Source organism: Pseudarthrobacter sp. NKDBFgelt (assembly GCF_046097905.1).
Taxonomy (GTDB): domain Bacteria; phylum Actinomycetota; class Actinomycetes; order Actinomycetales; family Micrococcaceae; genus Arthrobacter; species Arthrobacter polychromogenes.
The window spans coordinates 30,324-51,721 of the sequence record NZ_JBJURL010000021.1 but is presented as its reverse complement, the minus strand read 5'-3'; the positions used below and the strand labels follow the sequence as shown (position 1 = coordinate 51,721).

The following is a 21,398-nucleotide window of genomic DNA, read 5'->3' as shown; positions in this document are numbered from 1 at the left end:
GTCCCGCGGCGGCGCCTGCCGTGCGCAGCCGGGCGGCGAATTCCTCCGCCGCCGTCATTGCCGCGTCCTGCGGGCGGGGGCCGGTGGTGACGGCGGGATCATAGCGGGCGGAGTTCAATGCCAGGGGGTATACGGGAGCGACTTCACCGGCGGCCACGTCCCCTGGCCCCCACGCCGGGTTCAGGGCGGGGCCCGAGAAGAGGGAATCGTCCACCAGGACCTTGATCTCCCCTGTGGCACCGCCCTTTTGCAGGGCCTCCACGGCCTGGTCCGCCAGCGTTCCCAGGCCTGCGTGGCCCATCACCCGCTCCGGGGCGGACCCTCCGGGTCCAAGAAGGACGTCGCCGGCGCCAACCAGCACCACCTGGCCGGGCGCCGGCCCGGCGACAATTCGGGTGGCGAACGTGTGCTCCGGGCCCAGGACCCGCAGGGCGGCGACGGCCGCCAGCAGCTTCATGTTGGACGCCGGCACCCGGCCTTCCGAACCGCCGCGGTCAAACAGGACCTGGCCGGTGAGCGCATCCTGCACCACGGCGGTGAAAGTTCCGCCGCCGTCGGCCGTCAGCAGCGGTTCCAGCTGGGCACTGACGGCGGACGGGAGCGGGACGGGAGCGGAGCCGTCCGGCGGTGCGAGCCCCGGCACGGGTGAAAGTGCTGTTGGAACCTGCTGCCAGGCGGGCGCAGGCGGAGCGGGGGCTGGTGGTTCGGGACCGAGGAAGCCCGGCGCCACCAGCAGTGCGGCCGGGACGGCGAGGGCCACCAGAAGCGCCGAGAGCAAGACCAACTGCCAGGACCTCCGCACGCCACCGGCGCCGCCCCGCACCGCCTGCCGGGCACGGCCAAGCCACTGATCCGTACTGCTTGTTTTGGTCATGCCCGCGCCGGTCCTCAAGTCCTGAAATTTCCCCACAAGTTCCTGATTCCAGGGCCTCTCGCTATATCCTCGATAATAGTCGGCGGCACTGACAGTCCTTTTTGTTGCCCGTCAGAAGTGCCGCGAACCCCCTGACTTGCCGAGGAGCATTCCATGAAGCATGACGTGACCATCGAGATCCCCAAGGGATCGCGCGTCAAGTACGAAGTCGACCACGAGACCGGCCGCGTCCGCCTGGACCGCGTCCTCTTCACCTCCATGCAGTACCCCACGCACTACGGATACTTCGAGAACACCCTCGGCGAAGACGGCGACCCGTTGGACGCGCTGGTGCTCCTCCAGGACTTCGACCTGCACCCCGGCGTCATCGTTGAATCCCGCCCCATCGGCGTTTTCAACATGACCGACGACGGCGGCGGAGATGCCAAGATCCTCTGCGTCCCCGTGGATGCCCGCTTTGACCACATCCAGGAAGTCACCGACGTCAGCGACTTCCTGATCAAGGAAATCGAGCACTTCTTCACCCGCTACAAGGACCTGGAGCCGGGCAAGTGGGTCAAGGCCGAGGGCTGGGGCGACCGCGCCGCCGCCGAGGCCGAACTGGAAGCCTCCATCAAGCGCTACGTCCCCACGGGCCACTAGGGCGTGTCTCCCTTACCTCGCTTCGCTCGGTCAGGGAACCCTGCCGGCGTGGGCCCACCCACGGGCTAACGCGCGACGGCGGGTGGTGCGGTTCTTCAGGAACCGCACCACCCGCCGTCGTCATTCCTGGAGTTTTTGTCCACTTATGCAGGCTTCACCGCCGTTAAAGCCTGCATAAGTGGACAAAAACTCCCAGGAACTTGTGGAATCGTTGCCCTGTGAGTTCCGAGCCCCTGTTTAGTCCCCCCTGCGGTCCCGTCACAGGCTGGCGGGACCGCGACGTCCTCCGCGCCACCGGGATTCCGTACGCCACCGCCGGACGTTTCCAGCCACCGGCTCCGGCCCCTGACTGGACCGCGCCGTACGCCGCAACCTCGCCCGCCCCTGCCTGCCCGCAAGGGCCCGTGCCCTTCCTGGACGTCATCCTGGGTACCAGGTACGGCGAACTTCCAGGGAGCGAGGACTGCCAGAACCTGTCCATCACCATGCCCGCGGACATTGACCTGTCCAGCCCGGAAAGCGCGCGGCTGCCCGTGCTGGTGTGGATCCATGGCGGTTCCTACACCACCGGCTCCGGTGACCTCGCCATCTTCGATCCTGCGGTGCTGGTGGCCGAGAACCGCGTGGTGGTGGTCTCGGTGACCTACCGGCTGGGGCTGTTCGGCTTCCTGGCAACCCGCTCGGGCCGGCCTGCCAACCTGGGCCTGCTGGACCAGCTCGAGGCTTTCCGCTGGGTGCAGCGCAACATCTCCGCATTTGGCGGCGATCCCGGCCGGGTGACTGCTTTCGGCCAGTCCGCAGGTGGGGACGCGATCGCCCACTTAATGGCGACCCCCGACGCGCCGGCACTGTTCCAGCGCGCCATAATCCAGAGCGCCCCTTTGGGCATCTCCCGGGGCCGGGCAAAAATGAACCATGCCATGGGGATCGCGGCCGAGGCTGTGACCGAAGAGACTCCCGCCATGGAGGTGGTGGAGCGGGAGGACCATGTGGCGCAGGTGGCCCGGAAGTTCGGGATGCTGGCTGCGATGCCGTTCGGAACGCAGTATGGGCACGCGCCGCTGCCGGAGGAAACCGGGATCGAGGCCGCCTGGAACCGCTCCGCGCCCGGCGTCGAGATCCTGATCGGCCACACCTCGGAGGAAGCCAGGCTGTTCCTCCCCCGCAGCCCCTACCTCAGCCGCCTGGACAGTGTTCCCGTCGCCGGCCCCACCCTCCTCCGGGCCATCAACTGGGTGGTCACGGAGACCGTTTATGGCCGGGCAGCCCGTAAGTTCGCACGCCGTCATGTCCAGGCCGGCGGCAGCGCACACCGTTACGTTCTGCACTGGCATGCCCCGGGGAACGTCCTCGGCGCCGCGCACACCATCGATTTGCCGCTGCTCTTCGGAAACCGGAACACGTGGGAGGGAGCAGGACTGGTTGCCGGTGCCGGCTGGGAGGACGTGGACGCCGTGGGGCGGGAACTCCGGACACTGTGGTCACGTTTTGCGCGCGGTGACAGCCTTGGCGAAAAGGGCGGCATCCCGGGCGCCCTGGATTACACCTCGGAGCGGCCTCATCAGCCCCGCCGGCGTCCCCGGGTGGTGGAAACCGTGCTGCGCACAGCGTCCACCAGGATGTCCTGGCGCTGGAAGTAGGCATTATGGCCGGCATCCCCGACAACCAGGAGACGGGCGCCGGGCACCGTGGCGGCAACGTGCTCTGCCCCGCGGCGGATGCGTGGCCTTTCTTCCTCTCCGATCAGCACCACCAGCGGGCTGGTTACTGATTCCAGTCCCTGCTGGAAGGCTTCGACGTCCCGTGGGTCAGCGCTGAGAAACTCGCCCTGGCTTTGTTCGAGGCTCCGCGGGTACCTGGCCGCTTCAATGGCGGTGGCGGTTGAACGGACCCTGAGATAGCGGGCAAAGTCCTTCGGGTTGTCCGCGATCCACTGCTCCGTGAAGGAGTTTCCCACGCCAAGCCAGATCCGCTCGTCCTGGTCGAGGGAGCTGAAGACCTCGAACTTTTCCGGCTGGCCTTCCTGTCCCGGCGGCGGCACCACCAGCGGCCATCCCATCCCGCAGACCACCAGGGCAGCCGCGCTGCCGGGGTGGCGGACGGCCCAGCGCAGCGTGGTCATGCCGCCCATGGACTGCCCCACAATGACCGGGTCTTCCAGGCCCAGGGAGCCTATGAAGTGCTCCAGCTCCGCCTCCCGGTCAACCAGGGGTCCCTGCCGCGGAGAGTTCGATGACCAGCCATGATCGTAGGTGTCGTATGCCAGGACCCGGAAGTCCCGTTCGAGGTCCTGGATGATCGGTTCCCAGCACGCCGCCGCCGAGGCATGGCCATGCAGCAGCACCACCGGCCGGCCGCGGCCGGAGTCCGTGTAGTGGATGTCGTTGCCGAGAAGATCGAGCCAGGGCATGGGGATATTCCTTTCGGGCCTGGTCAGCCGGGGTGGCCCACCACGCCCCAGCCTTGCAGAACCCAGGCGGGGCGTCATCCGCTGTCCAGTACCGGCTGGCGCACGCCGGTACAGGCCAGGGCGGCCGGCGGTAGAGTCTGGTCACGTGAAGACGCTCGGAGTGGACCTGGCCGCGGCTGCCAAAAAGACGGCCGTGGCCGTCATCGAGTGGAGCCGCGGATCAGCCCGGCTGGTGCACCTCGGCCTGGACGTGCAGGACCAGGAGATCGTTTCCCTCTTCGGCGCCAGCGACATGACCGGCGTGGACTGCCCGGTTGGCTGGCCGGACGCCCTCATTCCATTCCTGGCCGGGCACCTGGCCTTCGACGCCGGACCCGTGCTGGAGCACGACGGGATAGAGGGACGGCGGCTGCTGGCCTACCGGGACACGGACCGCTTCGTCACGGGCCGGACGGGTCTGATTCCGCTCAGTGTTTCCGCTGACAGGCTGGCGCATCCCGCCATGCGGTGCGCCGTGATCCAGGCAAAGATCGCAGCGCTCCATGGGCCGCAGCTCAGGGACGGTTCCGGACGCCTTGCGGAGGTCTATCCGGCCGCGTCGCTGAAAATCTGGGGCCTGAACGCCCGGGGCTACAAGGGACGCGGCAGCTCCGAGGCGGAACGGCTTGCCGCGCTCCTCGGCATCCTGAAGGAGCAGGCTCCCTGGCTGGACCTGGACGGCTACGGGGACCGGTTGGCCGCCTCGGACGACATGTTCGACGCCGTCATCGCCTCGCTCACGGCCCGGGCCGTTGCCCTCGGGCTGACGGCCGGTCCTGACGACGCGCACGCCGCAGCCGCCCGCACCGAGGGCTGGATCCATCTGCCGTCCTGCGGCCTCGACGGACTGGTCGACTAGAGGAGTTTTTGTCCAGATATGCAGGCTTTGCCACTGCGGAACCCTGCATATCTGGACAAAAACTCCAAGGGGGGCTAGCCGAGGGTCCAGTTCCGGATCTCCTCCGGGTCCTCACCGTGCGTGCGGGTGTGTTCGCGCGCCCGCATCCGCCGGTCCTGGAGGCTCTGGCGGAGGGATGAATGCCGCTCGGCCAGCCCGGGCACGCGGTCGATGGCGTCGATGGCCAGCTGGAACCGGTCAATACCGTTCAGCATCGCCATGTCGAACGGCGTGGTGGTGGTTCCTTCTTCCTTGTAGCCCCGCACGTGCAGCCCGTCCTGGTTGTTGCGGCGGTAGGCAAGCCGGTGGATGAGCGCGGGATAGCCGTGGTAGGCGAAAATGATGGGCTTGTCCGCTGTGAAGATCCCGTCGAAGTCCCGCGCCGGAAGCCCGTGGGGGTGCTCGCTCTCGTCCTGGAGCCGCATCAGGTCCACCACGTTCACCACCCGGACTTTCAGCCCGGGCGCGCCCTCTTTCAGCAGTTCCGCCGCGGCTACGGTCTCCACGGTGGGGACGTCGCCCGCGCAGGCCATCACGACGTCGGGCTCCTCGCCGGGCACCTCGGACCCCGCGAAGTCCCAGATGCCCAGCCCCCTGCGGCAGTGGTTGGCGGCGTCGGCCGGGCCCAGCCATGTGGGCGAGGGCTGCTTGCCGCTGACCACGATGTTCACGTAGTCCGTGGAGGACAGGCAGTGGGCCATGACGCACAGCAGGGTGTTGGCGTCGGCCGGGAGGTAGACCCGGATGACCTCCGCCTTCTTGTTCACGGCGTGGTCAATGAATCCGGGGTCCTGGTGCGAGAACCCGTTATGGTCCTGCTGCCAGACGTGGGAGGACAGCAGGTAGTTCAGCGAGGGCACCGGCTGACGCCACGGCAGCTGCCGGTGCACCTTCAGCCACTTGGCGTGCTGGTTGAACATGGAGTCGACAATGTGGATGAAGGCCTCGTAGCAGCTGAAGACGCCGTGCCGGCCGGTCAGGAGGTAGCCCTCCAGCCAGCCCTGGCACAGGTGTTCACTGAGCACCTCCATCACCCTGCCGGACCGCGCGAGGTTCTCGTCGACGTCGTCAATCCGGTACTGCCACACCTTGTCGGTGACCTCGTAGACGTTCTGCAGGCGGTTGGACGCGGTCTCGTCCGGGCCAAAGAGCCGGAAATTTTCCATGTTCAGCGAGATGACGTCCCGCATCCACGAGCCGAGTGTGATCATCGGGCTGACGCGGTCCGTCCCGGGCTCCGGGACCTCGACGGCGTGGTCCCGGTACGCGGGCAGCTTCAGCGCCTTGCGGAGCAGGCCGCCGTTGGCATGCGGCGTGGCGCTCATCCTCAAGGAGCCGGTGGGGGCGGCCACGGCGACGTCGGGCCGGAGCCGGCCGTCGCCGTCGAACAATTCCGCAGGCCCATAGGACTGCAGCCACTCTTCCAGCTGCTTCAGATGCTCCCCGTTGGTGCGGACCTCAGAGAGCGGAACCTGGTGGCTCCGCCACGTCCCCTCCACCTGCAGCCCGTCCACCACGCGGGGTCCCGTCCACCCCTTCGGCGAGCGCAGGACGATCATGGGCCAGCGCGGGGCACCGTCCAGCTCGTCCGTTCCGGCCTCCGGCGCACGGCGGGACTCCTGGATGGCGCGGATGCCGGCAAGGCTGCGGTCCAGCGCTTCGGCGAAGTCCCTGTGCGCCTGTTCGGTGTTGTCCGAGTCCTTCACCGTGACGAAATACGGCTCATGGCCGTACCCGCGCAGGAGCTGTTCCAGCTGCCCTTCGGGCATGCGCGCCAAGATGGTGGGGTTGGCGATCTTGTAGCCGTTCAGGTGCAGGATGGGCAGCGCGGCACCGTCCGCGGCAGGGTCCAGGAAGTTGTGGGAGTGCCAGCTGGCGGCGAGCGGGCCGGTTTCGGCTTCCCCGTCGCCAATGACGACGGCGGTGACCAGCTGGGGATTGTCCAGCACCGATCCGTAGGCGTGGGCCAGGGAGTACCCGAGTTCACCACCTTCGCTGATGGAGCCGGGGGTCTCGGGGGCGGCGTGGCTGGGGATGCCGCCCGGGTAGGAAAACTGCCGGAAGAGCTCGGCCATGCCGTCGGCGTCGTTGCCCACGTGCCCATAGATCTCGGAGTAGGTGCCTTCCAGCCAGGCGTTTGCGACGACGGCGGGGCCGCCATGGCCGGGACCTGCCACGAAGAGCATCTCGGCGGAGTCGCGGCGGATGACGCGGTTCAGGTGGGCATAGACGAAATTCAGGCCGGGGGTGGTGCCCCAGTGGCCAAGCAGCCGGGACTTCGTGTGCTCGGCTTTCAGCGGTTCGCGCAGCAGCGGGTTGGAGCGGAGATAGATCTGCCCGACGGACAGGTAGTTGGCGGCGCGCCACCAGCGGTCCACAAGCTCAAGTTCGTCGTGCCCCATGCTGCTGGTCATAACCGTCCTCACGTAGCGTGTTTCCCCGCTGTCGCCATGAGGCAGGTGCGGCCGTTCCCCCATCGCACCAGATGGGCCGGCGCGAGGCAACCCCGCTTGCCCTGGGGCTGCTACCAACCGGTAGTCTTTGGATTCAGATGTTCACGCTGACAATCAACCAGACGGATAGCCGGCGCGATGGCGACCGGGTGCCGCAGCTCCTCAAGGACCTGCGGCATATTCCTGCGCGCCTCGACTTCGACCGGTCGGTGGAGGACGAGGTCCAGGGCATCGTGGACTGTCCGCACCAGGCGGTGGAGGCAGCGATGATCGCGCTGCGGTGCGGTTCCTGGTACGTGGGGATCGGCGTCGGGCCCGTCAACGAGCCGCTGCCCAACCAGATCAAGGACGCCTCAGGCCACGGGCTGGTGTACGCGCGGCGTGCCGTGGACCGGCTCCGCAACAGCAAGGAGCGGGTGCCCGTAGCGGTGGAGGGGCCGCTGGCGGACATAGCCCACGACGCCGAGGCCGTGCTGCGGCTGCTGGGCCATATCGTGCGGGACCGGTCCGGGGCCGAGTGGCGGGTGCTGGACCTGATGACCCCCGGCGTCCGCGGCCAGCAGAAGGCGGTGGCCCAGGAGCTGGGCATCACCACGCAGGCCGTCAGCAAGGCGGTGGCGCGGGCGCAGTGGAATGAGGAGCACGCGGCCCGGCCTGCGGCGGCACGGCTGCTGGCCCTGATCCTTGAGGTGCGCTAGCGGCGGCCTGCCTTAGCGCTGCGTTGCGGCCATCACCGGTTCGCCGTTGAAGTATTCCAGCTGCCAGCCGTCGATGGCATGGTGGTGCGCCAGGTTCAGGACCGCGTTGTCGATGCTGGTCAGGGTGCTCCCCACGGCGCGGCTGAGGCTGACCCGCAGGAGCGTCCCGTGCGCGACGACGAGGAGCCGGCTGCCGCGGAATTCCTCGGCGAGTGCCTCCAGCGCGGCCAGTCCCCGGTCCGCTGCCTCGTCCTCGCTTTCGGCGCCGCGGAAGCCGCCGGGAATGCGCAACGCCTCCAGTTCAGGACCCGCCTGCATGCCCTCGGCCGGGCCAAAGCTGCGCTCCGTCAGTTCCGGGACGCGGCGGACATCGCTGAGGCCCAGCCCGGCCGCGATCAGGTCCGCGGTTTCGGCGGCCCTGCTCAGGGGCGAGGACGCGATCGCGTCCCATTCGTAAGCGGACAGCACAGCGACGGCGTCGCGCGCCTGGGCCCGGCCGACGTCGTTCAAGGGAATGTCGGTGGATCCCTGCAACCGGCGCTGGGCGTTCCAGTCTGTCTGGCCGTGGCGGATGAGGGCGAACGTCGTGAGGGTCATGCTGTCCATTCTGCCTTGTACTGCGTTAGAGCAAGCTGCGCAGCACGTGGGCGGCACCGTCGTCGAACACTGAGTGGGTGACCTCGTCCGCAGCGGCGATGACTTCCTCGGGCGCCTGCCCCATGGCCACGCCCCGCCCGGCCCAGGTGAGCATCTCGATGTCGTTGCGGCCGTCGCCGATGGCCACCGTGAGGTGCTGTTCAATGCCGAGCCTCCCACGGAGGTTCTCCAGCGCACTCGCTTTGGTCACGCCGGCCGCAGCGATGTCCAGCCAGGCCGTCCAGCCCACGGAGTACGTGACTCCGGCGAGGCCGATGTGCTCGATCGCCTCGTTGAACTCTTCCGGGGTATTCTCCGTGCTGAAGACCACCACGCGCACGGCCGTGGCTTCGAGCATGGTGTGGAAATCGACGCCGACAGCCTCGACGCCAAAACTGGGATCCTGGAAGCGCTCGGTGGACAGGAAGTTCCCGTCAGCATCCTCCAACGCGTACTTGGCCGAGGGAAGCCGATCCCGGAGCGCCCGGAGGGCGGGTCCGGGATCGAAGGTGGCTTTGTGGATGACCTCGTAGCCGCCGTCCAGCCCGGGGTGCAGGCGGAGGGTGACACCGCCGTTGCAGCAGACAGCGTAGCCGCGCTCGATCCCGATCTTCTCGATGATGGGCAGTGTGGCGTTGAGGGACCGGCCGGTGGCGATCATGACCTCGTGCCCGGCAGCCACTACTGCCTGCGCCGATTCGCGGACGCCCGGGGACATGTGGCCGTCGTGGTCAACCAGCGTGCCGTCCACGTCCAAGGCGACCATCAGCTTCTGCCCGTTGATGTTTTCGTTGTCTCGCCGGTCATCGTTGCCGGCGACTGAGGTTTCAGTCAGCGTTGTCATTCACATAGTGAACCAGAGGACCCCCGGCGGCGCTAGGACGCAGGCCACAGATATGTTGAACTCCGCATTAACGTTTGTTGGTATGCCGCGACCATGCGCGGGCGCCGACCACTCCCAAGCTTGTTGGCAGATCATGGCTTTCAAGGTTCCGATCTGCGAACTAGCTTCTGATCCGAGGGCGCAGCCCGGCTGCGAGCAACCTACGTTTAAGTCGGCCGGGGTCTTCCAGATCGGCCCAGCTCCAGCGCACAAAGCCGAAGCCCAACCGCCGGATCCGATCCTCGCGGAGCTTTTCCCGGTACACGGCTTCCTCTGCTGAGGCCTTGCCCCGGACAGCGGCCTCGACATACTTGGCCTTTCCGTCGAATTCCCCCACCACCCGCTGCTTGGGCCACCAGCAATCTGCCCTGCCGATAAAGCCCTCCCCGTCATGAAAGGCGTGCTGCAACACGGGCTGTTCGAATCCAAGCAAGTCGAAAGCCGCCCGGCTGTAGGACTCACCAACGGACTCTGCCAGGGGGCTGGCCAGAACCGCCACCCTTTCCGCCCGGCGTCGAGCGGAAGCATAAGGGTGGGCCGCTATGCCATCCGCTATTGCCTGGATGGCAAGAAGACCCGCATCCGACGGCAGCCTTCCCTCGCGGCTAAGTATCCGAGCCAACCCGTCAGCCACCACCAGGGCCTCGGTGAAGCTGGCCGTGACCATAACGTCAACGGTTGTCCGGATCCGGCTTGTGCAGCGGTATTCCCCGTAAGCCACTGGTTCCACATCCGGCTTGAGGCAGTACCGCAGCGGGTACGAGCGCACTCCCCGCGCCTGTTGTGCTGCACTGTCCTCCCCCACGACCATCAGGGGCGACCTCCGCACCCCGCTCCGTCCCGGCAGGGTGGTGGCCAGCTCAACGCAGGGAGGCGTGCGAAGGGTGGGCAATCCACTGGCTAGCGCTGCCGTCTCCCCGCACAGCAGGGCGCCCTTGACGGATCTGGTAATTGCCGCCGTCGACCAGGCGAAACGCTCCGACGGCCGCGCCCTGAGCCAGTCGGCGGTCTGCACATAGAATCCCCGCCTGATACGGACAAGCCTTCCGGCCCGGAACTCGCGGTGGATAGCGTCCGTAGTCCCGCGCTCACGAAGGATGGCAGCGGAATCGATGAGCCCCGGCAAAATCTCCATGGGTCAAGGCTGGCCGGAACAGTATTGGGAGTCAGCAGTGTGGCCGGGCTATGTGGACAAAGCCGCGCGCGGCCCGACACGCCAGAACTTCTCGAACGCGCCAGGTCAGAAGCTTGTTCGCAGAACCTCATCTTGAAGGTTCGGATCCGCGAACGAGCTTAGGAACGGGCAGCCAGCTAGAGGACCGGGAGGACCTCAAGGCCGCCCAGGTACTTCTGCAGCGCCTTGGGCACGTTGACCGAACCGTCCGCGTTCTGGTGGTGCTCCAGCAGCGCAACAATCCAGCGGGTGGTGGCCAGCGTGCCGTTCAGGGTGGCCACAGCGCGCGTGCCCTTGGCTACCCCCTCCTGATTCACCGCTCGTTCGCGGATGTTCAGGCGGCGGGCCTGGAAGGTGGTGCAGTTGGAGGTGGAGGTCAGCTCGCGGTACGCGCCCTGGGTGGGGACCCAGGCCTCGCAGTCGTATTTCCGCGCCGCGGAGGTGCCAAGGTCGCCGGCAGCAGTGTCGATCACCCGGTAGGGCAGCTCGCACTTGGCCAGCATTTCTTCTTCCCACGCCAGCAGCCGCTGGTGCTCGGCGGCCGCTTCCTCAACCGTGGTGTAGATGAACATTTCCACCTTGTTGAACTGGTGGACCCGGATGATGCCGCGGGTGTCCTTGCCGTGCGAGCCGGCTTCGCGGCGGTAGCAGGAGCTCTGGCCCGCGTAGCGGATGGGGCCGGCGGAGAAGTCCAGGATCTCGTCCGCGTGGTACCCGGCCAGCGCAACTTCCGAGGTGCCCACCAGGTAAAGGTCGTCTTCGGCAAGCCGGTAGATCTCGGCGTCGTGCTTTACATCGAAGCCCGTGCCCTGCATGGTCTCCGGGCGCACCAGCGTTGGCGTGATCATGGGGACAAAACCGTTTTCGATGGCCTGGTCCATGGCCATCTGCAGCAGCGCCATTTCCAGCCGGGCACCAACGCCGCGGAGGAAGTAGAAGCGGGCGCCGGAAACCTTCGCGCCGCGCTCCATGTCGATGGCGCCGATCAGTTCGCCGATTTCCAGGTGGTCTTTGGGCTCAAAGTCGGGGAATTCACGCGGCGTGCCCACCGTCTTGACCACCACGTAGTCGTCCTCGCCGCCCTCGGGAACGCCGTTCTCAATGACGTTGGGGATGGTGCGCAGCAGCTCATCCTGCTTGGTCTGCGCGGCGTCGGCCTCGGCGGAGGCGGCCTTGACTGCGTTGGCCAGCTCCTTCACCTCGGCCAGCAGGGCCTTCTTCTCGTCGCCCTTCGCCTGGGCCACCTTCTTGCCGAACGCGTTCTGCTCGGCCCGGAGGTTCTCGAAGCGGATCAGCGCCGCACGGCGGGCGGCATCCGCGGAGATGATCGCGTCCACCACTGACTCGTCCGCGCGGCGGGCACGCTGGCTGGCACGGTATTTATCAGGGTTTTCGCTGAGGTCTTTTACGTCGATCACCACACAAGGGTATCCAATCCCGCGCACGACGGCGGGCGGCAGCGGACGTGCGGGGCCCGCCTGGCTTCCGCCGGGCTACTGTTGAGGCACCATGAGCGACTGGATCCTGTACCTGCTGACCGGGGTGGCCCTTGCGTTCGCCATCTCCAGCTGGTGGGGCGTCCGCAGGCTCAAGGCCCTGCATATCCGCAGTACCGTGGGCGGGGATGCCCAGGATCCGGGCCTCGCGGAACAGCGTGTCGCGGTGATCCTCAACCCCATCAAGGCACAGTCGGACGAAGCGAAACGCCTCATCCAGCGCGGCTGCCTGGCGGCAGGCTGGGAAGATCCCGTCTTTTTCGAGACCACGGCGGAGGACCCCGGCTACTCACAGGTGGCGGCCGCCCTCGCGTACAGGCCCGACGTCGTCCTGGTGGGCGGCGGCGACGGGACCGTCCGCGTGGTGGCCGAGTCCCTCGTGCACACCAACGTGGCTATGGGGCTGATTCCGCTGGGCACCGGCAACCTCCTGGCACGGAACGTGGACCTGGACCTCAACGACCTGCACGCCAACGTCAACACCGCCCTGTTCGGCCGTCAGCGCCATATCGACACCGCCCGGATGGGCATCGAAAACTCACGCACCGGCAGCTCCTCCGAGCACGTGTTCCTGGTGATCGCCGGCATAGGCATGGACGCAGAGATCCTCGCCGACACCAACGACGGCCTGAAAAAAGCGGTGGGCTGGCTGGCATATACCGAGGCAGGCATGCGGCACTTGCCCGGACGCCGGAAGAAGGTTTCGATCTCCCTGGACGGCAGCCCGGAGCAGGTCCGGAACATCCGCAGCGTCTTGTTCGCGAACTGCGGCCTGATCCCGGGCGGCATCGACTTCATTCCGCAGGCCATGATTGACGACGGCATGCTGGACGTGGTGGTCATGAGCCCCCGCAGCGCCATCGGCTGGCTGCTGATGTACGTCAAGATCATGTTCAAGCACAGCGGGAAACTGCCCGTCATGACCGTCTACCGGTCCGGGAGGGTGGTCATCAAATGCCCCGAACCGATGGCCATCCAGCTGGACGGAGACACGGCCGGTGAAGCCACCAGGCTCACCGTCCAGGTGGAGCCGCGGTCCCTGCTGATCCGGGTCAAGGGCCAGGATTAGAGGCTACTCGCTTTTGCGCTTCTTCTCCTCGGCCGCCTTCGCCGCAGCGTGGGCCTCGGACTGCTCACGGATCATGGCCTGCTCTTCTTCAAACCGCAGGCGGTCAGCACGGTCGGCGTCGTCCCCGTCCCAGTCCTGGTTGTCGGCAGTGGGCCGGGGGTTGACGATCATCCCCTGGCCGTCGTTTTCGGTGCCGCTGGCAGTCATGACGCGCTCCCTTCGTTAGGGGCCATCCCCCGTGTGGATCAAGTAAGCATACGCATTGTCCACAACCCGCGGAAGTACTTGGAACGGCATTCACCTACGCTTTGGGCGAAGCGGGGGAACCGCTTTCGGCGGGCTCAGCTGCGGGCGGGAGAATGCCAGCCACCCAGGCCCGTGCTGCCTGGAAGGCCTGGTCAGCAGTGTGCGGCTCTACCGGCGCTGCCTGCATGTCGGCCCGGGGATATGACCCCAGGAAGCGGGTGGCGGGACTGATGCGGTGGATCCCGGCCAGGGCGTCGGCCATCCGTTCGTCGCCCACGTGCCCGTCGGCGTCGATGCTGAAGAAGTAGTCTCCCAGGTACTGTCCGGTGGGCCGGGACTCAATGCGGCTGAGGTTCACCCCGCGGCTGGCGAACTGGTCGAGGATTTCCATCAGGGCGCCGGGCCGGTCTTCAGGGAGAGGGACCACCAGCGTGGTTTTGTCCGCACCTGTGCGTGGGGGCAGGACACCCGGCCGGCTGACCAGGATAAAGCGGGTCACGGCGTCCGGATTGTCACCGATATCCTCAGCCAGAACCGACAGTCCGGGCTGCTCCCGGGCCACCAGCGGAGCGCAGATGGCGGCGTCGTAAAGGCAGTCTTCCCCAAGGAGCCCCAGTGCCGAGGCAGCCGTGGATGGGCCAGGTACGTATTCGGCTGACGGAATGTTCGCATCCATCCACAGGCGGCACTGGGCCCAGGCATGGCCGTGGGTTGATACCCGCCGCACGTCGGCCAGGCGGACTCCGGGCCTTGCGACCAGCACGAAGCTGATGGGCACCAGGACTTCGCGGATGATCCGCAGCTCGCCACCCCCGGCGATCGCGTCGAGGGTGGCGGTGACGCCTCCTTCAACGGAGTTTTCGATCGGGACCATCGCGGCGTGGACTGATCCGTCGCGCACCCAGTCCAGTGCGGCGTTGACGTTCGACGCCGGGACCCGGGCGGCCTGCGCAGCGTCCGGCACCTGCAGCAGGGCTGCCTCGGTGAAGGTACCCTGTGGCCCCAGGAAGGCATAGGTGGAGGAGGACGCGGACATACACATTCCTTTATCGGTAAGCGCCGACGGGAGCCGGCGGCAGAAGCTGCAGCCGGGACATGCCCGGCTCCAGGCGTCCCTGCTAGAGCACCATCGGCTTCAGGCCGTTGTCCGAGACGAGCGGTTTGCCGGCTTCCAGCCACATGTCCATCCCGCCGGAAACGTTGATGGCGGTGTAGCCCTGGCCAGTGAGCCACTGGGCAGCGCGGAACGAGCGCCCGCCGGTGCGGCAGATGACGTAGACATCCTCGTCCGGATCGAGTTCATCCAGCCTCGCCGGGAGCTGGTCCATGGGAATGTGGCGGGCACCATCTGCATGGCCCGCCACCCACTCATAGTCCTCGCGGACGTCAAGGATGACGGCGTCATCGGGGATGTCGCCGACGGGGACGTTGTCGAAATCGCTCATGGAGGGTCCTGCCTTCGCGGATCGGTGTCGGATTAAAGCCTAGTGCTTTCGCCTCCACCTGGCGGCAGGCCAGGTCCACGTTAAGCTTCTGAGTGACCCTAGGAGGAACCGTTGTTCCCTGAGCAGCCCGCACTGGCCACCGCAGGAAGCCGAAGATTCCCGCCCCGGCACTGCCCTGAGCACTGCACCGGCATGGATCCGTGCGGCCTTGACTGAACTCCACGAACTGCCGGCCGTCGCCCTTCGGGACCTCCTGCGGGAGGGGCGCGTGTCAGCAGCGGAGGCCGCGGCGCATTTCCTCGCCCGGATCGAACAGCAGAACCCGCTGCTGGGCGCCTTCATTACGGTAACGGCGGAACAGGCGATGACTGACGCCCGCACCGCCGACTCAGTGCGTTCCAGCATCCCCTCCGGGGAACTGCCTATGCTCCACGGCATGCCCCTGGCGTTCAAGGACCTCACCGACGTGGCAGGCGTGGTGACCACCCACGGCAGCGCGGCCCTGGACCACAAGCCTGCGCCCGCGGACGGTCCATTGGTTGCCCTGCTTAGGGAAGCGGGCGTGACCCCGCTGGGCAAGACCCAGGTTCCCGAATTCGGACTGACGGCCTACAGCGAAAACCGGATCGCGCCGCCGTCGCGCAATCCCCATGCCCTGAGCAGGAGCTCAGGCGGCTCCTCCGGCGGCAGCGCTGCGGCCGTGGCCGCGGGACTGCTGCCTTTCGCCCCGGGCACCGACGGCGGCGGCTCGGTCCGGATCCCCGCAGCCGCCTGCGGGCTGCTGGGGCTCAAACCAGGCCGCGGCGTGGTTCCGGCCGGTGAAAGCGTTGGTGATCCGGCGCGTCTGGTGGTGGCCGGTCCGATTGCCCGGGACTCCGTGGATGCGGCGCTCATGATGGACGCCCTGGCGGCACCTGACGCGGCGGGCAGGCCGGACGGTGGCTACCTTGCAGCGGTGGGCCTGGAGCCCCCGCGGCTGCGGATCGGCATCAGCCTGGACAGCCCGTGGTCCGGCACCTTCCCGTTCGTCCCGGAGCAGGAGGCGCTGGATGCCCTCCGGGTGGGCGGGGACCTGCTGGAGCATGCCGGGCATGCCCTCAGCGAAGCTTCCATCCGGTACGACAACCGGTACCCGGACGCCTTCACCTCGGCATGGACGGCAGCCGTGGGCGCGGCCAGGATCAGCCCCCACCGGGAAGCCCTGCTGGCGCCCCTCACCCGCACCTTCCGGCGCCGCGCCCAGCAGCGGAGCCCGGCCAAGCTCGCCGAGTCCCTGGCGTTCCTGCGCCAGTTCCAGCATGACACCGCGGCGCAGTACGCGCAGTGGGACCTGATGCTCATGCCGTCACTCGCCCAGGCACCGCGCCCTGTGGGCTGGTTTACCGGCGCCATGCACGGCACTGACCGGTGGCCCTCGGCGCAGTGGCCGGGAGATGCTGACGGCGATTACCGCAAACAATGCGAATACGCGCCCTGGTCCTCCATGGTGAACGTCTGCGGACTGCCGGCCATTACGATCCCTGTGCATTGGACCGGCGGGGCCCCAGGTCAGGGGCTGCCGATGGGAATACAGCTTGTGGGACCTCCGGGATCAGAATCCCTCCTGCTGCAGGTGGCGCGCCAGCTGGGGTTCTGACCATGTTGCACGCGGCGCCACTATTGACCTCCTCCTAACGCCGGCTTAATGCGCCTGTAACCCGTGGGGAGCAAACTTGTGGACGTGCCAGGCCGCGGCACCCTTCCGCCAGCCACTGCTCGACGAGGAGTTCCCTTATGAAAGCTGAAAATCCCAGTACGGCTGCCGGCGAGGTGCGCCCTCTATCGGACGGAGCCAGGCCGGACCTCAGCAACGCCACTGTCAGGGAGGACCTGGCCGGGCAGGGCCGCTGCGCCCTGGTCCATCTCCCCACCGGACGGACCTGCCTCCTGCCGCTCCGGCACCATGGAGCGTGCGAGTTCCACCGCCCGCAGGAAGCCGACGACGTCGCCGCCGGCGGGTGACCGCGCTGGAGGGCACCAGCGCCGGAAGCCGGGCCAGGGCCTTGCGCAAAAGTGTCGACTCCACCGCGAATCAGGAGGACGATTAAAGGGCAGTCACTGTGAGGAGGTCTGTGATGTGCTATTCATCCAGCAAGGACTTCGGGTGGGGCATCAGGAAAGAAGCCGAGAGCAAGACCGAGGCAAAGCACGAAACCCCGGCGGAAACTCCGGAGAAGCCGGTCAAGGCGCAGGAATTCACATTCTGGGCATTTCCGGGCTGGCGGAAGACGCGGACGCCGGGCACCCCTTCAGCTGAACGGAGCAAGGAGAGGGTCTGAGGCCGCGCCAAGGTCAACGGAAGGGTCTTCACCGAAGGCCCTTCCGCTGTTCCCAGGCTGGCGGCGGGCCGGAGCGGCGCGCGCCCCGCATTGTGCTGCGGCAAACCCTCCCACTATGGTTGAACCATAAGCATGCTTATTATCCGCACGCGACGAAGGGAACCAGCATGAGTACCGGAAACTACCCATCCGCAGGACAGCCGGAACCGGGAACCGGGAACCATGCCGGCGTCCCCCCGGCACCGGCCCGCACGCCCTCCCCCGTGGACTCCACTGCGGACTCCGCACTGACCCGTCCGGATGAGCACCGGCCGGCCGGCACCGGCACGCCTGCACCACAGCCGCCGTCCGCTGCGGACCAGCCAGGGGTGACCCGGGCAGGGGTGGTGTGGGCAGCCGTCGTAGCGGCCCTGGTGCTCCTGATCCTGTTGATCATCTTCATCCTCCAGAACCAGGACCAGGTGGCAGTGCGGTACTTCGGCCTGGAAGGCCTTGTGCCGCTGGGCATGGCGCTGTTTATTGCCAGCGTGACCGGAGGGGTCCTGGTTGCCATGGCAGGTGGCGCCCGCATCCTCCAACTCCGCAGGAACGCCCACCGCGCACGGCTGCGGCAACGGAAGTAGCGGCGCGCCGCCGGAAGCAGTGCGGCGCCGCCCGGTCCAGTCCTGAAAAGCGAAGCCAGGGTGAGCAGCGGCAGCCGCAGCTCCTCCGCATCGCCGGTGCCATCCGGCGCCGGGACACCGAGGGGGCGGCGGAGGCCATGCCGGCCCACATCGAGCGGGTCTCGGACGCGGAGCTGCTCCGCTAACTGTATTGACCTGGCAGGCGGCAGCGCGGTCAACGGGCCAGGCCGCCAAAAAGCTGTTGACCGGGCCTTTCGGCGATCCTAAGATCTGGACATCGCATGAGCCTGCCCCCTGGTGTTCGCAGGCATTCCTTCCGTCGAGGTGCCCCCGGGCGCCTCTCACTTCCCCTCATATTGCACAGGGCTTAGACCCTTAGCGGAAGCACTGATGATGTCCACAGTCCATGACACCAACCGGGAACTGGAAATACAGCGGGCGCTGCACGGGGTGCGCGCCAGGCTGTCGGGATCCCTGATCGAGCCTGATGATCCGTTGTACGAAGAAGCCCGGCGGGTATGGAACGGCATGATCGATCTCCGGCCACGCGCCGTCGTCCGCGCCGGGGCGATAGCCGACATCGACGCCGTGCTGGACGCCGTCCGGCGAAGCGGCCTGGCGCTGGCCGTCCGTGGCGGCGGGCACAACATTGCCGGACACGGCAGTGTTGACGGCGGGCTGGTGCTGGACCTGGGACCGCTGAGGCACGTCCAGGTGGATGCCGGGAGCAGGCTGGTGACTGTGGAACCCGGAGCCACCCTTGCCGACGTCGACCACGCAACTGCCGCGCACAACCTTGCCGTCCCGCTGGGAGTGATCAGCGGAACAGGCGTGGCGGGGCTCACCCTCGGCGGCGGCGTGGGCTGGCTGACGCGCTCCAACGGCCTGACCCTCGACAACCTGGAATCCATGGAGGTGGTCACCGCTTCGGGAGAGCACCTGCACGCCAGCGGGCAGGAGAATCCGGAGCTGTTCTGGGGGCTGCGCGGCGGCGGCGGAAACTTCGGGGTGGCGTCCTCCTTTACCTTCCGTGCCCGCCCCCTGCCGCCCCAGCCGCTGGGAGGGAACCTGTTCTACCGCCCGGAACACTGGCGCAACGCCCTCCTGGCTTTTGCCGCCTGGACCCGGGACCTGCCGGACGGGATGAACCCGATCACCTCGTTCCTGGTCTTCCCGGCGGAGTTCGGGATGGGCAGCGACCCGTGGATGATCATCGGGTTCGTGTGGGTGGCGGAGGACCAGCAGGCAGGGCTTGCGCTGGTTGACCAGCTCCGGGCCGCCGCCCCTCCTGACGAAGAGGAAGTCGGCCCTACCTCCTGGCTTGACTGGCAGAGCGCCATGGACAGCGTGTTTCCCAAGGGTTCGCGCGGCTACTGGAAGAACGTCTCCTTTTCGCGGCTGGACGCGGAGTCGGTGGATGTCCTGCTGAGTTTCGCCTCCGAGCTGGCATGGGAGGGTACCGGCATTGACATCCACCACATGGAGGGGGCGTTCGGGCGGGTACCGGAGGATGCAACGGCGTTCCCCAACCGTTCTGCCCGCTACTGGCTCAATGTCTACGGCTTCTGGCGGGACCCCTCCGAGGACGAGCGGCTGACCGCGTTCGCCCGGAAAGCCTACGGGCTCATGCGGCCGTTCGCGGAGCACGGCGAGTACGTCAACTTCCTTGGCGCCGAGGTGGGGCCGAGGGGCGTGGACGCCGCCCGCGCAGCGTACGGACCAGAGAAGTTCCGGCGCCTGGCGGCCCTCAAGGACCGCTACGATCCGCACAACCTCTTCCGCCTCAACCACAACATCCCGCCAACGCAGGCGCCCATGTGATGGGGTGAGGAGCCTGGGTGGAATGCACGACGGCGGCACGTACGCAGGCGCGGGCCGCCGGCACAGCGTTCAGGTGGATTAGCGTCAGGCCCGTTTAGAACGTGTACGTCGAACCGCTGGTGGAACTGGCAATCGCAAGGCCGATGATGGCCAGCAGCCAGAACGCGCCGTAGCCCAGGAGGCACAGGTAGCCCAGGACCAGCCCGGCAATGGACATACCCCTGCCGGCCGGTTCGCGTTTGAGCGCCATGTGGCCGGTGATGATTGCTGCAATCTGCGGGAGCAGGAGCCAGCCCATGATCACCGAGGCGATGCCGCACACCATGCTGGCGATGCTCAGCGTCTTCGGCTCCGCCTGCATGCCGTAGTACCCCTGCTGGGCGTACGGGCCGGCTGGCTGGCCATAGGGGGAGGGTTGCTGGTTGTACGGGCTCGGCGACTGGCCATAGGCACCGCCATACTGGCCGGGTTCGCCGTACGCTCCCTGCCCGTAGCTGCCCTGTCCGTAGGGCGGCGCGGACGGCGACTGGCTGCCGTAGGGCGGCGGGAACCGGGGCGGTTCAAGGCCGGACGGCGTGCTGGAGTCGGGCTGGCCGGATTCGGGCCGCTGGCTGGGCTGGTCAGACATGGTTCCCCCTAGGAATCTTGATCCCAGCCTACCCCCGCACAGGGGCGGATCTATTGCCCCCAATAGGGCAATATGTATACCGCAAAGATGACGAACGCCGCCAGCAGTGCCAAGCGTCCGGCGCCGCCGGTACCGTGCTGGCGGGCCTTTGGAGCCGCGCGGTGACCCGCTGGATGGTGGCCTTCCCCGGCCCCGGCGGCCGAAGAGTTGCCCCGGACCACCGGACGCGCTGACGAACCCGACCTGGCGGCGGGAACTCCGGCATTCGTGGGTGGCGCCGCGGGCGGAACCACCGTGCCCGGGCGGACGTGCCGGAACGCCATGATGCCCGGTTCCTGTTCATGGGTGAGGTCCTGGCCGAGCTGCGCGTACAGTCCCGCCACGGTCCGCTGGTCCAGCACCTGCGGCAGGGCCTCGATGGCACCCACCACACGCTGCGTACCGGCCACCGCCACGTCCGAGGCTGTCACCCCAAACAGGTCCGGCTGGGCGGCCATACAGATCAGGGGGCGGACCAGCCGCCGGTACGGAGGCGACACCACGGACGACACCGCGGCGCATTGGGCCAGCGCACCTTCCACAGCCTGCGTCCGTGCGTACCGACCCTGCCAGAGCACCCCGGACAACACCCGGACCTCGCCGGTCCAGTTCTTGCAGTCGACCACCACCACTCCGCCAGGCCCCACGAGGACGTGGTCCAGGTTGGCTTTCGGCCGGCCGGGCCAGTGCACGTCATGAAGCACGTACCAGCCGCGCGGGACCAGCTCGCCCAGCTTCTCCGCCACCATCTTCTCGCTGACAGCATCCGCGTCCCAGGGCTTCGTGGCGCCTTCGGCCTCGTCCAGCCGGCGCTTAAGCCTGGCCACCCTTTCGGCGGCCAGCCTGGACTGCTCGGCTTTCCCGTCTCCTGCCCCCATGGCCGCCCCTGCTTCCCTGCCGGAAGGACGACGGCGGGGGGCCGCCGTCGTGCCTTGCTCTCGGATGAATTCCCCGACTTTTTCGAAAGTAACAGGGCGTGCAGCGGCCGGTATATAAGTACTTTGGT

General features: G+C 67.5%; 22 protein-coding genes. 10 read left to right on the top strand and 12 right to left on the bottom strand.

The annotated features are described in order from the left end of the window. Nucleotides 1-874: D-alanyl-D-alanine carboxypeptidase (locus ACKAE7_RS08020; RefSeq protein ID WP_408978885.1), on the bottom strand; the 874-nt coding region annotated here is incomplete at its 3' end. Nucleotides 875-1,027: 153 nt separating this feature from the next. Here ACKAE7_RS08020 and ACKAE7_RS08015 point away from each other — a divergent pair. Together ACKAE7_RS08015 and ACKAE7_RS08010 are read left to right on the top strand one after the other, a co-directional pair. Beyond that, complete coding sequence (locus ACKAE7_RS08015; RefSeq protein ID WP_104185712.1) at nucleotides 1,028-1,516, top strand: inorganic diphosphatase; 489 nt, start codon at nucleotides 1,028-1,030, stop codon at nucleotides 1,514-1,516. A gap of 218 nt (nucleotides 1,517-1,734) precedes the next feature. Beyond that, complete coding sequence (locus ACKAE7_RS08010) at nucleotides 1,735-3,156, top strand: carboxylesterase family protein (RefSeq protein ID WP_408978884.1); 1,422 nt, start codon at nucleotides 1,735-1,737, stop codon at nucleotides 3,154-3,156. Here the strand turns inward: ACKAE7_RS08010 and ACKAE7_RS08005 are convergent. After that, nucleotides 3,078-3,926, bottom strand: a complete 849-nt coding sequence (locus ACKAE7_RS08005; RefSeq protein WP_408978883.1) for an alpha/beta fold hydrolase — start codon at nucleotides 3,924-3,926, stop codon at nucleotides 3,078-3,080. The genes ACKAE7_RS08010 and ACKAE7_RS08005 overlap by 79 nt on opposite strands. 145 nt (nucleotides 3,927-4,071) lie before the next feature. Between ACKAE7_RS08005 and ACKAE7_RS08000 the strand changes: the two genes are divergently transcribed. Then, nucleotides 4,072-4,824, top strand: a complete 753-nt coding sequence (locus ACKAE7_RS08000) for a DUF429 domain-containing protein (RefSeq protein WP_408978882.1) — start codon at nucleotides 4,072-4,074, stop codon at nucleotides 4,822-4,824. A 74-nt stretch (nucleotides 4,825-4,898) separates the two neighbouring features. Here the strand turns inward: ACKAE7_RS08000 and ACKAE7_RS07995 are convergent, their stop codons facing one another. Next, nucleotides 4,899-7,277, bottom strand: coding sequence for a phosphoketolase (locus tag ACKAE7_RS07995; RefSeq protein ID WP_408978881.1), 2,379 nt, complete (start codon nucleotides 7,275-7,277; stop codon nucleotides 4,899-4,901). A gap of 137 nt (nucleotides 7,278-7,414) precedes the next feature. Between ACKAE7_RS07995 and ACKAE7_RS07990 the strand changes: the two genes are divergently transcribed. Beyond that, nucleotides 7,415-8,014 (top strand): hypothetical protein, encoded by a 600-nt coding sequence (locus ACKAE7_RS07990; RefSeq protein WP_066273089.1) that lies wholly within the window; start codon nucleotides 7,415-7,417, stop codon nucleotides 8,012-8,014. 12 nt (nucleotides 8,015-8,026) lie between these two features. Here the strand turns inward: ACKAE7_RS07990 and ACKAE7_RS07985 are convergent, their stop codons facing one another. The 4 genes from ACKAE7_RS07985 to serS all read right to left on the bottom strand — a co-directional run bounded on the left by ACKAE7_RS07985 (nucleotide 8,027) and on the right by serS (nucleotide 12,125). Continuing rightward, nucleotides 8,027-8,611, bottom strand: a complete 585-nt coding sequence (locus ACKAE7_RS07985) for a histidine phosphatase family protein (RefSeq protein ID WP_104185716.1) — start codon at nucleotides 8,609-8,611, stop codon at nucleotides 8,027-8,029. Between the two features lie 25 nt (nucleotides 8,612-8,636). Further along, a complete protein-coding gene (locus tag ACKAE7_RS07980; RefSeq protein ID WP_408978880.1) occupies nucleotides 8,637-9,494 on the bottom strand; it encodes an HAD family hydrolase in 858 nt (285 codons plus the stop codon). A gap of 160 nt (nucleotides 9,495-9,654) precedes the next feature. Beyond that, a complete protein-coding gene (locus ACKAE7_RS07975; protein ID WP_191034968.1) occupies nucleotides 9,655-10,668 on the bottom strand; it encodes a hypothetical protein in 1,014 nt (337 codons plus the stop codon). A 176-nt stretch (nucleotides 10,669-10,844) separates the two neighbouring features. Continuing rightward, nucleotides 10,845-12,125, bottom strand: coding sequence for a serine--tRNA ligase (serS, locus tag ACKAE7_RS07970; protein ID WP_408978879.1), 1,281 nt, complete (start codon nucleotides 12,123-12,125; stop codon nucleotides 10,845-10,847). A 91-nt stretch (nucleotides 12,126-12,216) separates the two neighbouring features. Between serS and ACKAE7_RS07965 the strand changes: the two genes are divergently transcribed. Beyond that, a complete protein-coding gene (locus tag ACKAE7_RS07965; RefSeq protein ID WP_188809917.1) occupies nucleotides 12,217-13,272 on the top strand; it encodes a diacylglycerol kinase family protein in 1,056 nt (351 codons plus the stop codon). 3 nt (nucleotides 13,273-13,275) lie between these two features. Here ACKAE7_RS07965 and ACKAE7_RS07960 read toward each other — a convergent pair whose 3' ends face one another. The 3 genes from ACKAE7_RS07960 to ACKAE7_RS07950 all read right to left on the bottom strand — a co-directional run bounded on the left by ACKAE7_RS07960 (nucleotide 13,276) and on the right by ACKAE7_RS07950 (nucleotide 14,963). Beyond that, nucleotides 13,276-13,479 (bottom strand): hypothetical protein, encoded by a 204-nt coding sequence (locus tag ACKAE7_RS07960; protein WP_059319417.1) that lies wholly within the window; start codon nucleotides 13,477-13,479, stop codon nucleotides 13,276-13,278. Nucleotides 13,480-13,573: 94 nt separating this feature from the next. After that, nucleotides 13,574-14,554, bottom strand: coding sequence for a prephenate dehydratase (pheA, locus tag ACKAE7_RS07955; protein WP_408978878.1), 981 nt, complete (start codon nucleotides 14,552-14,554; stop codon nucleotides 13,574-13,576). 82 nt (nucleotides 14,555-14,636) lie between these two features. Further along, nucleotides 14,637-14,963 (bottom strand): rhodanese-like domain-containing protein, encoded by a 327-nt coding sequence (locus ACKAE7_RS07950; RefSeq protein ID WP_188809914.1) that lies wholly within the window; start codon nucleotides 14,961-14,963, stop codon nucleotides 14,637-14,639. Between the two features lie 208 nt (nucleotides 14,964-15,171). Here ACKAE7_RS07950 and ACKAE7_RS07945 point away from each other — a divergent pair, with 208 nt between their 5' ends. The 5 genes from ACKAE7_RS07945 to ACKAE7_RS07925 all read left to right on the top strand — a co-directional run bounded on the left by ACKAE7_RS07945 (nucleotide 15,172) and on the right by ACKAE7_RS07925 (nucleotide 19,725). Then, on the top strand, nucleotides 15,172-16,599 hold the full coding sequence (locus ACKAE7_RS07945) for an amidase (RefSeq protein ID WP_408978877.1): 1,428 nt from the start codon (nucleotides 15,172-15,174) through the stop codon (nucleotides 16,597-16,599). A gap of 137 nt (nucleotides 16,600-16,736) precedes the next feature. Beyond that, nucleotides 16,737-16,964 (top strand): hypothetical protein, encoded by a 228-nt coding sequence (locus tag ACKAE7_RS07940; RefSeq protein WP_408978876.1) that lies wholly within the window; start codon nucleotides 16,737-16,739, stop codon nucleotides 16,962-16,964. Between the two features lie 113 nt (nucleotides 16,965-17,077). After that, nucleotides 17,078-17,281 (top strand): hypothetical protein, encoded by a 204-nt coding sequence (locus tag ACKAE7_RS07935; protein WP_408978875.1) that lies wholly within the window; start codon nucleotides 17,078-17,080, stop codon nucleotides 17,279-17,281. Between the two features lie 167 nt (nucleotides 17,282-17,448). Next, nucleotides 17,449-17,904: a lipopolysaccharide assembly LapA domain-containing protein gene (locus ACKAE7_RS07930; protein WP_408978874.1), complete on the top strand. Its 456-nt coding sequence runs from the start codon at nucleotides 17,449-17,451 to the stop codon at nucleotides 17,902-17,904. Nucleotides 17,905-18,297: 393 nt separating this feature from the next. Then, entirely contained in the window at nucleotides 18,298-19,725 is a 1,428-nt protein-coding gene (locus ACKAE7_RS07925; RefSeq protein ID WP_408978887.1) for an FAD-binding oxidoreductase, read from the top strand. A gap of 94 nt (nucleotides 19,726-19,819) precedes the next feature. On the opposite strand, the gene ACKAE7_RS07920 is transcribed toward ACKAE7_RS07925, so the two are convergent. Both ACKAE7_RS07920 and ACKAE7_RS07915 read right to left on the bottom strand, forming a co-directional pair. Next, entirely contained in the window at nucleotides 19,820-20,353 is a 534-nt protein-coding gene (locus tag ACKAE7_RS07920) for a DUF4190 domain-containing protein (protein WP_408978873.1), read from the bottom strand. Nucleotides 20,354-20,403: 50 nt separating this feature from the next. Next, nucleotides 20,404-21,270 carry an NERD domain-containing protein gene (locus tag ACKAE7_RS07915; RefSeq protein ID WP_408978872.1) on the bottom strand — a complete coding sequence of 289 codons (867 nt, stop codon included), beginning with the start codon at nucleotides 21,268-21,270 and terminating at the stop codon, nucleotides 20,404-20,406. Between the last annotated feature and the right edge of the window lie 128 nt (nucleotides 21,271-21,398).

Coding starts and splice junctions, on each gene's coding strand:
- ACKAE7_RS07985 (WP_104185716.1), bottom strand. CDS start 8,611: ATGACCCTCACGACGTTCGCCCTCATCCGCCACGGCCAGACAGACTGG.
- ACKAE7_RS07950 (WP_188809914.1), bottom strand. CDS start 14,963: ATGAGCGATTTCGACAACGTCCCCGTCGGCGACATCCCCGATGACGCC.
- ACKAE7_RS08015 (WP_104185712.1), top strand. CDS start 1,028: ATGAAGCATGACGTGACCATCGAGATCCCCAAGGGATCGCGCGTCAAG.
- ACKAE7_RS07935 (WP_408978875.1), top strand. CDS start 17,078: ATGTGCTATTCATCCAGCAAGGACTTCGGGTGGGGCATCAGGAAAGAA.
- ACKAE7_RS07930 (WP_408978874.1), top strand. CDS start 17,449: ATGAGTACCGGAAACTACCCATCCGCAGGACAGCCGGAACCGGGAACC.
- ACKAE7_RS07940 (WP_408978876.1), top strand. CDS start 16,737: ATGAAAGCTGAAAATCCCAGTACGGCTGCCGGCGAGGTGCGCCCTCTA.
- ACKAE7_RS07960 (WP_059319417.1), bottom strand. CDS start 13,479: ATGACTGCCAGCGGCACCGAAAACGACGGCCAGGGGATGATCGTCAAC.
- ACKAE7_RS07915 (WP_408978872.1), bottom strand. CDS start 21,270: ATGGGGGCAGGAGACGGGAAAGCCGAGCAGTCCAGGCTGGCCGCCGAA.
- ACKAE7_RS07965 (WP_188809917.1), top strand. CDS start 12,217: ATGAGCGACTGGATCCTGTACCTGCTGACCGGGGTGGCCCTTGCGTTC.
- ACKAE7_RS08005 (WP_408978883.1), bottom strand. CDS start 3,926: ATGCCCTGGCTCGATCTTCTCGGCAACGACATCCACTACACGGACTCC.
- ACKAE7_RS07975 (WP_191034968.1), bottom strand. CDS start 10,668: ATGGAGATTTTGCCGGGGCTCATCGATTCCGCTGCCATCCTTCGTGAG.
- ACKAE7_RS07990 (WP_066273089.1), top strand. CDS start 7,415: ATGTTCACGCTGACAATCAACCAGACGGATAGCCGGCGCGATGGCGAC.
- ACKAE7_RS07925 (WP_408978887.1), top strand. CDS start 18,298: ATGTCCACAGTCCATGACACCAACCGGGAACTGGAAATACAGCGGGCG.
- ACKAE7_RS07980 (WP_408978880.1), bottom strand. CDS start 9,494: ATGACAACGCTGACTGAAACCTCAGTCGCCGGCAACGATGACCGGCGA.
- ACKAE7_RS07920 (WP_408978873.1), bottom strand. CDS start 20,353: ATGTCTGACCAGCCCAGCCAGCGGCCCGAATCCGGCCAGCCCGACTCC.
- pheA (WP_408978878.1), bottom strand. CDS start 14,554: ATGTCCGCGTCCTCCTCCACCTATGCCTTCCTGGGGCCACAGGGTACC.
- ACKAE7_RS07995 (WP_408978881.1), bottom strand. CDS start 7,277: ATGACCAGCAGCATGGGGCACGACGAACTTGAGCTTGTGGACCGCTGG.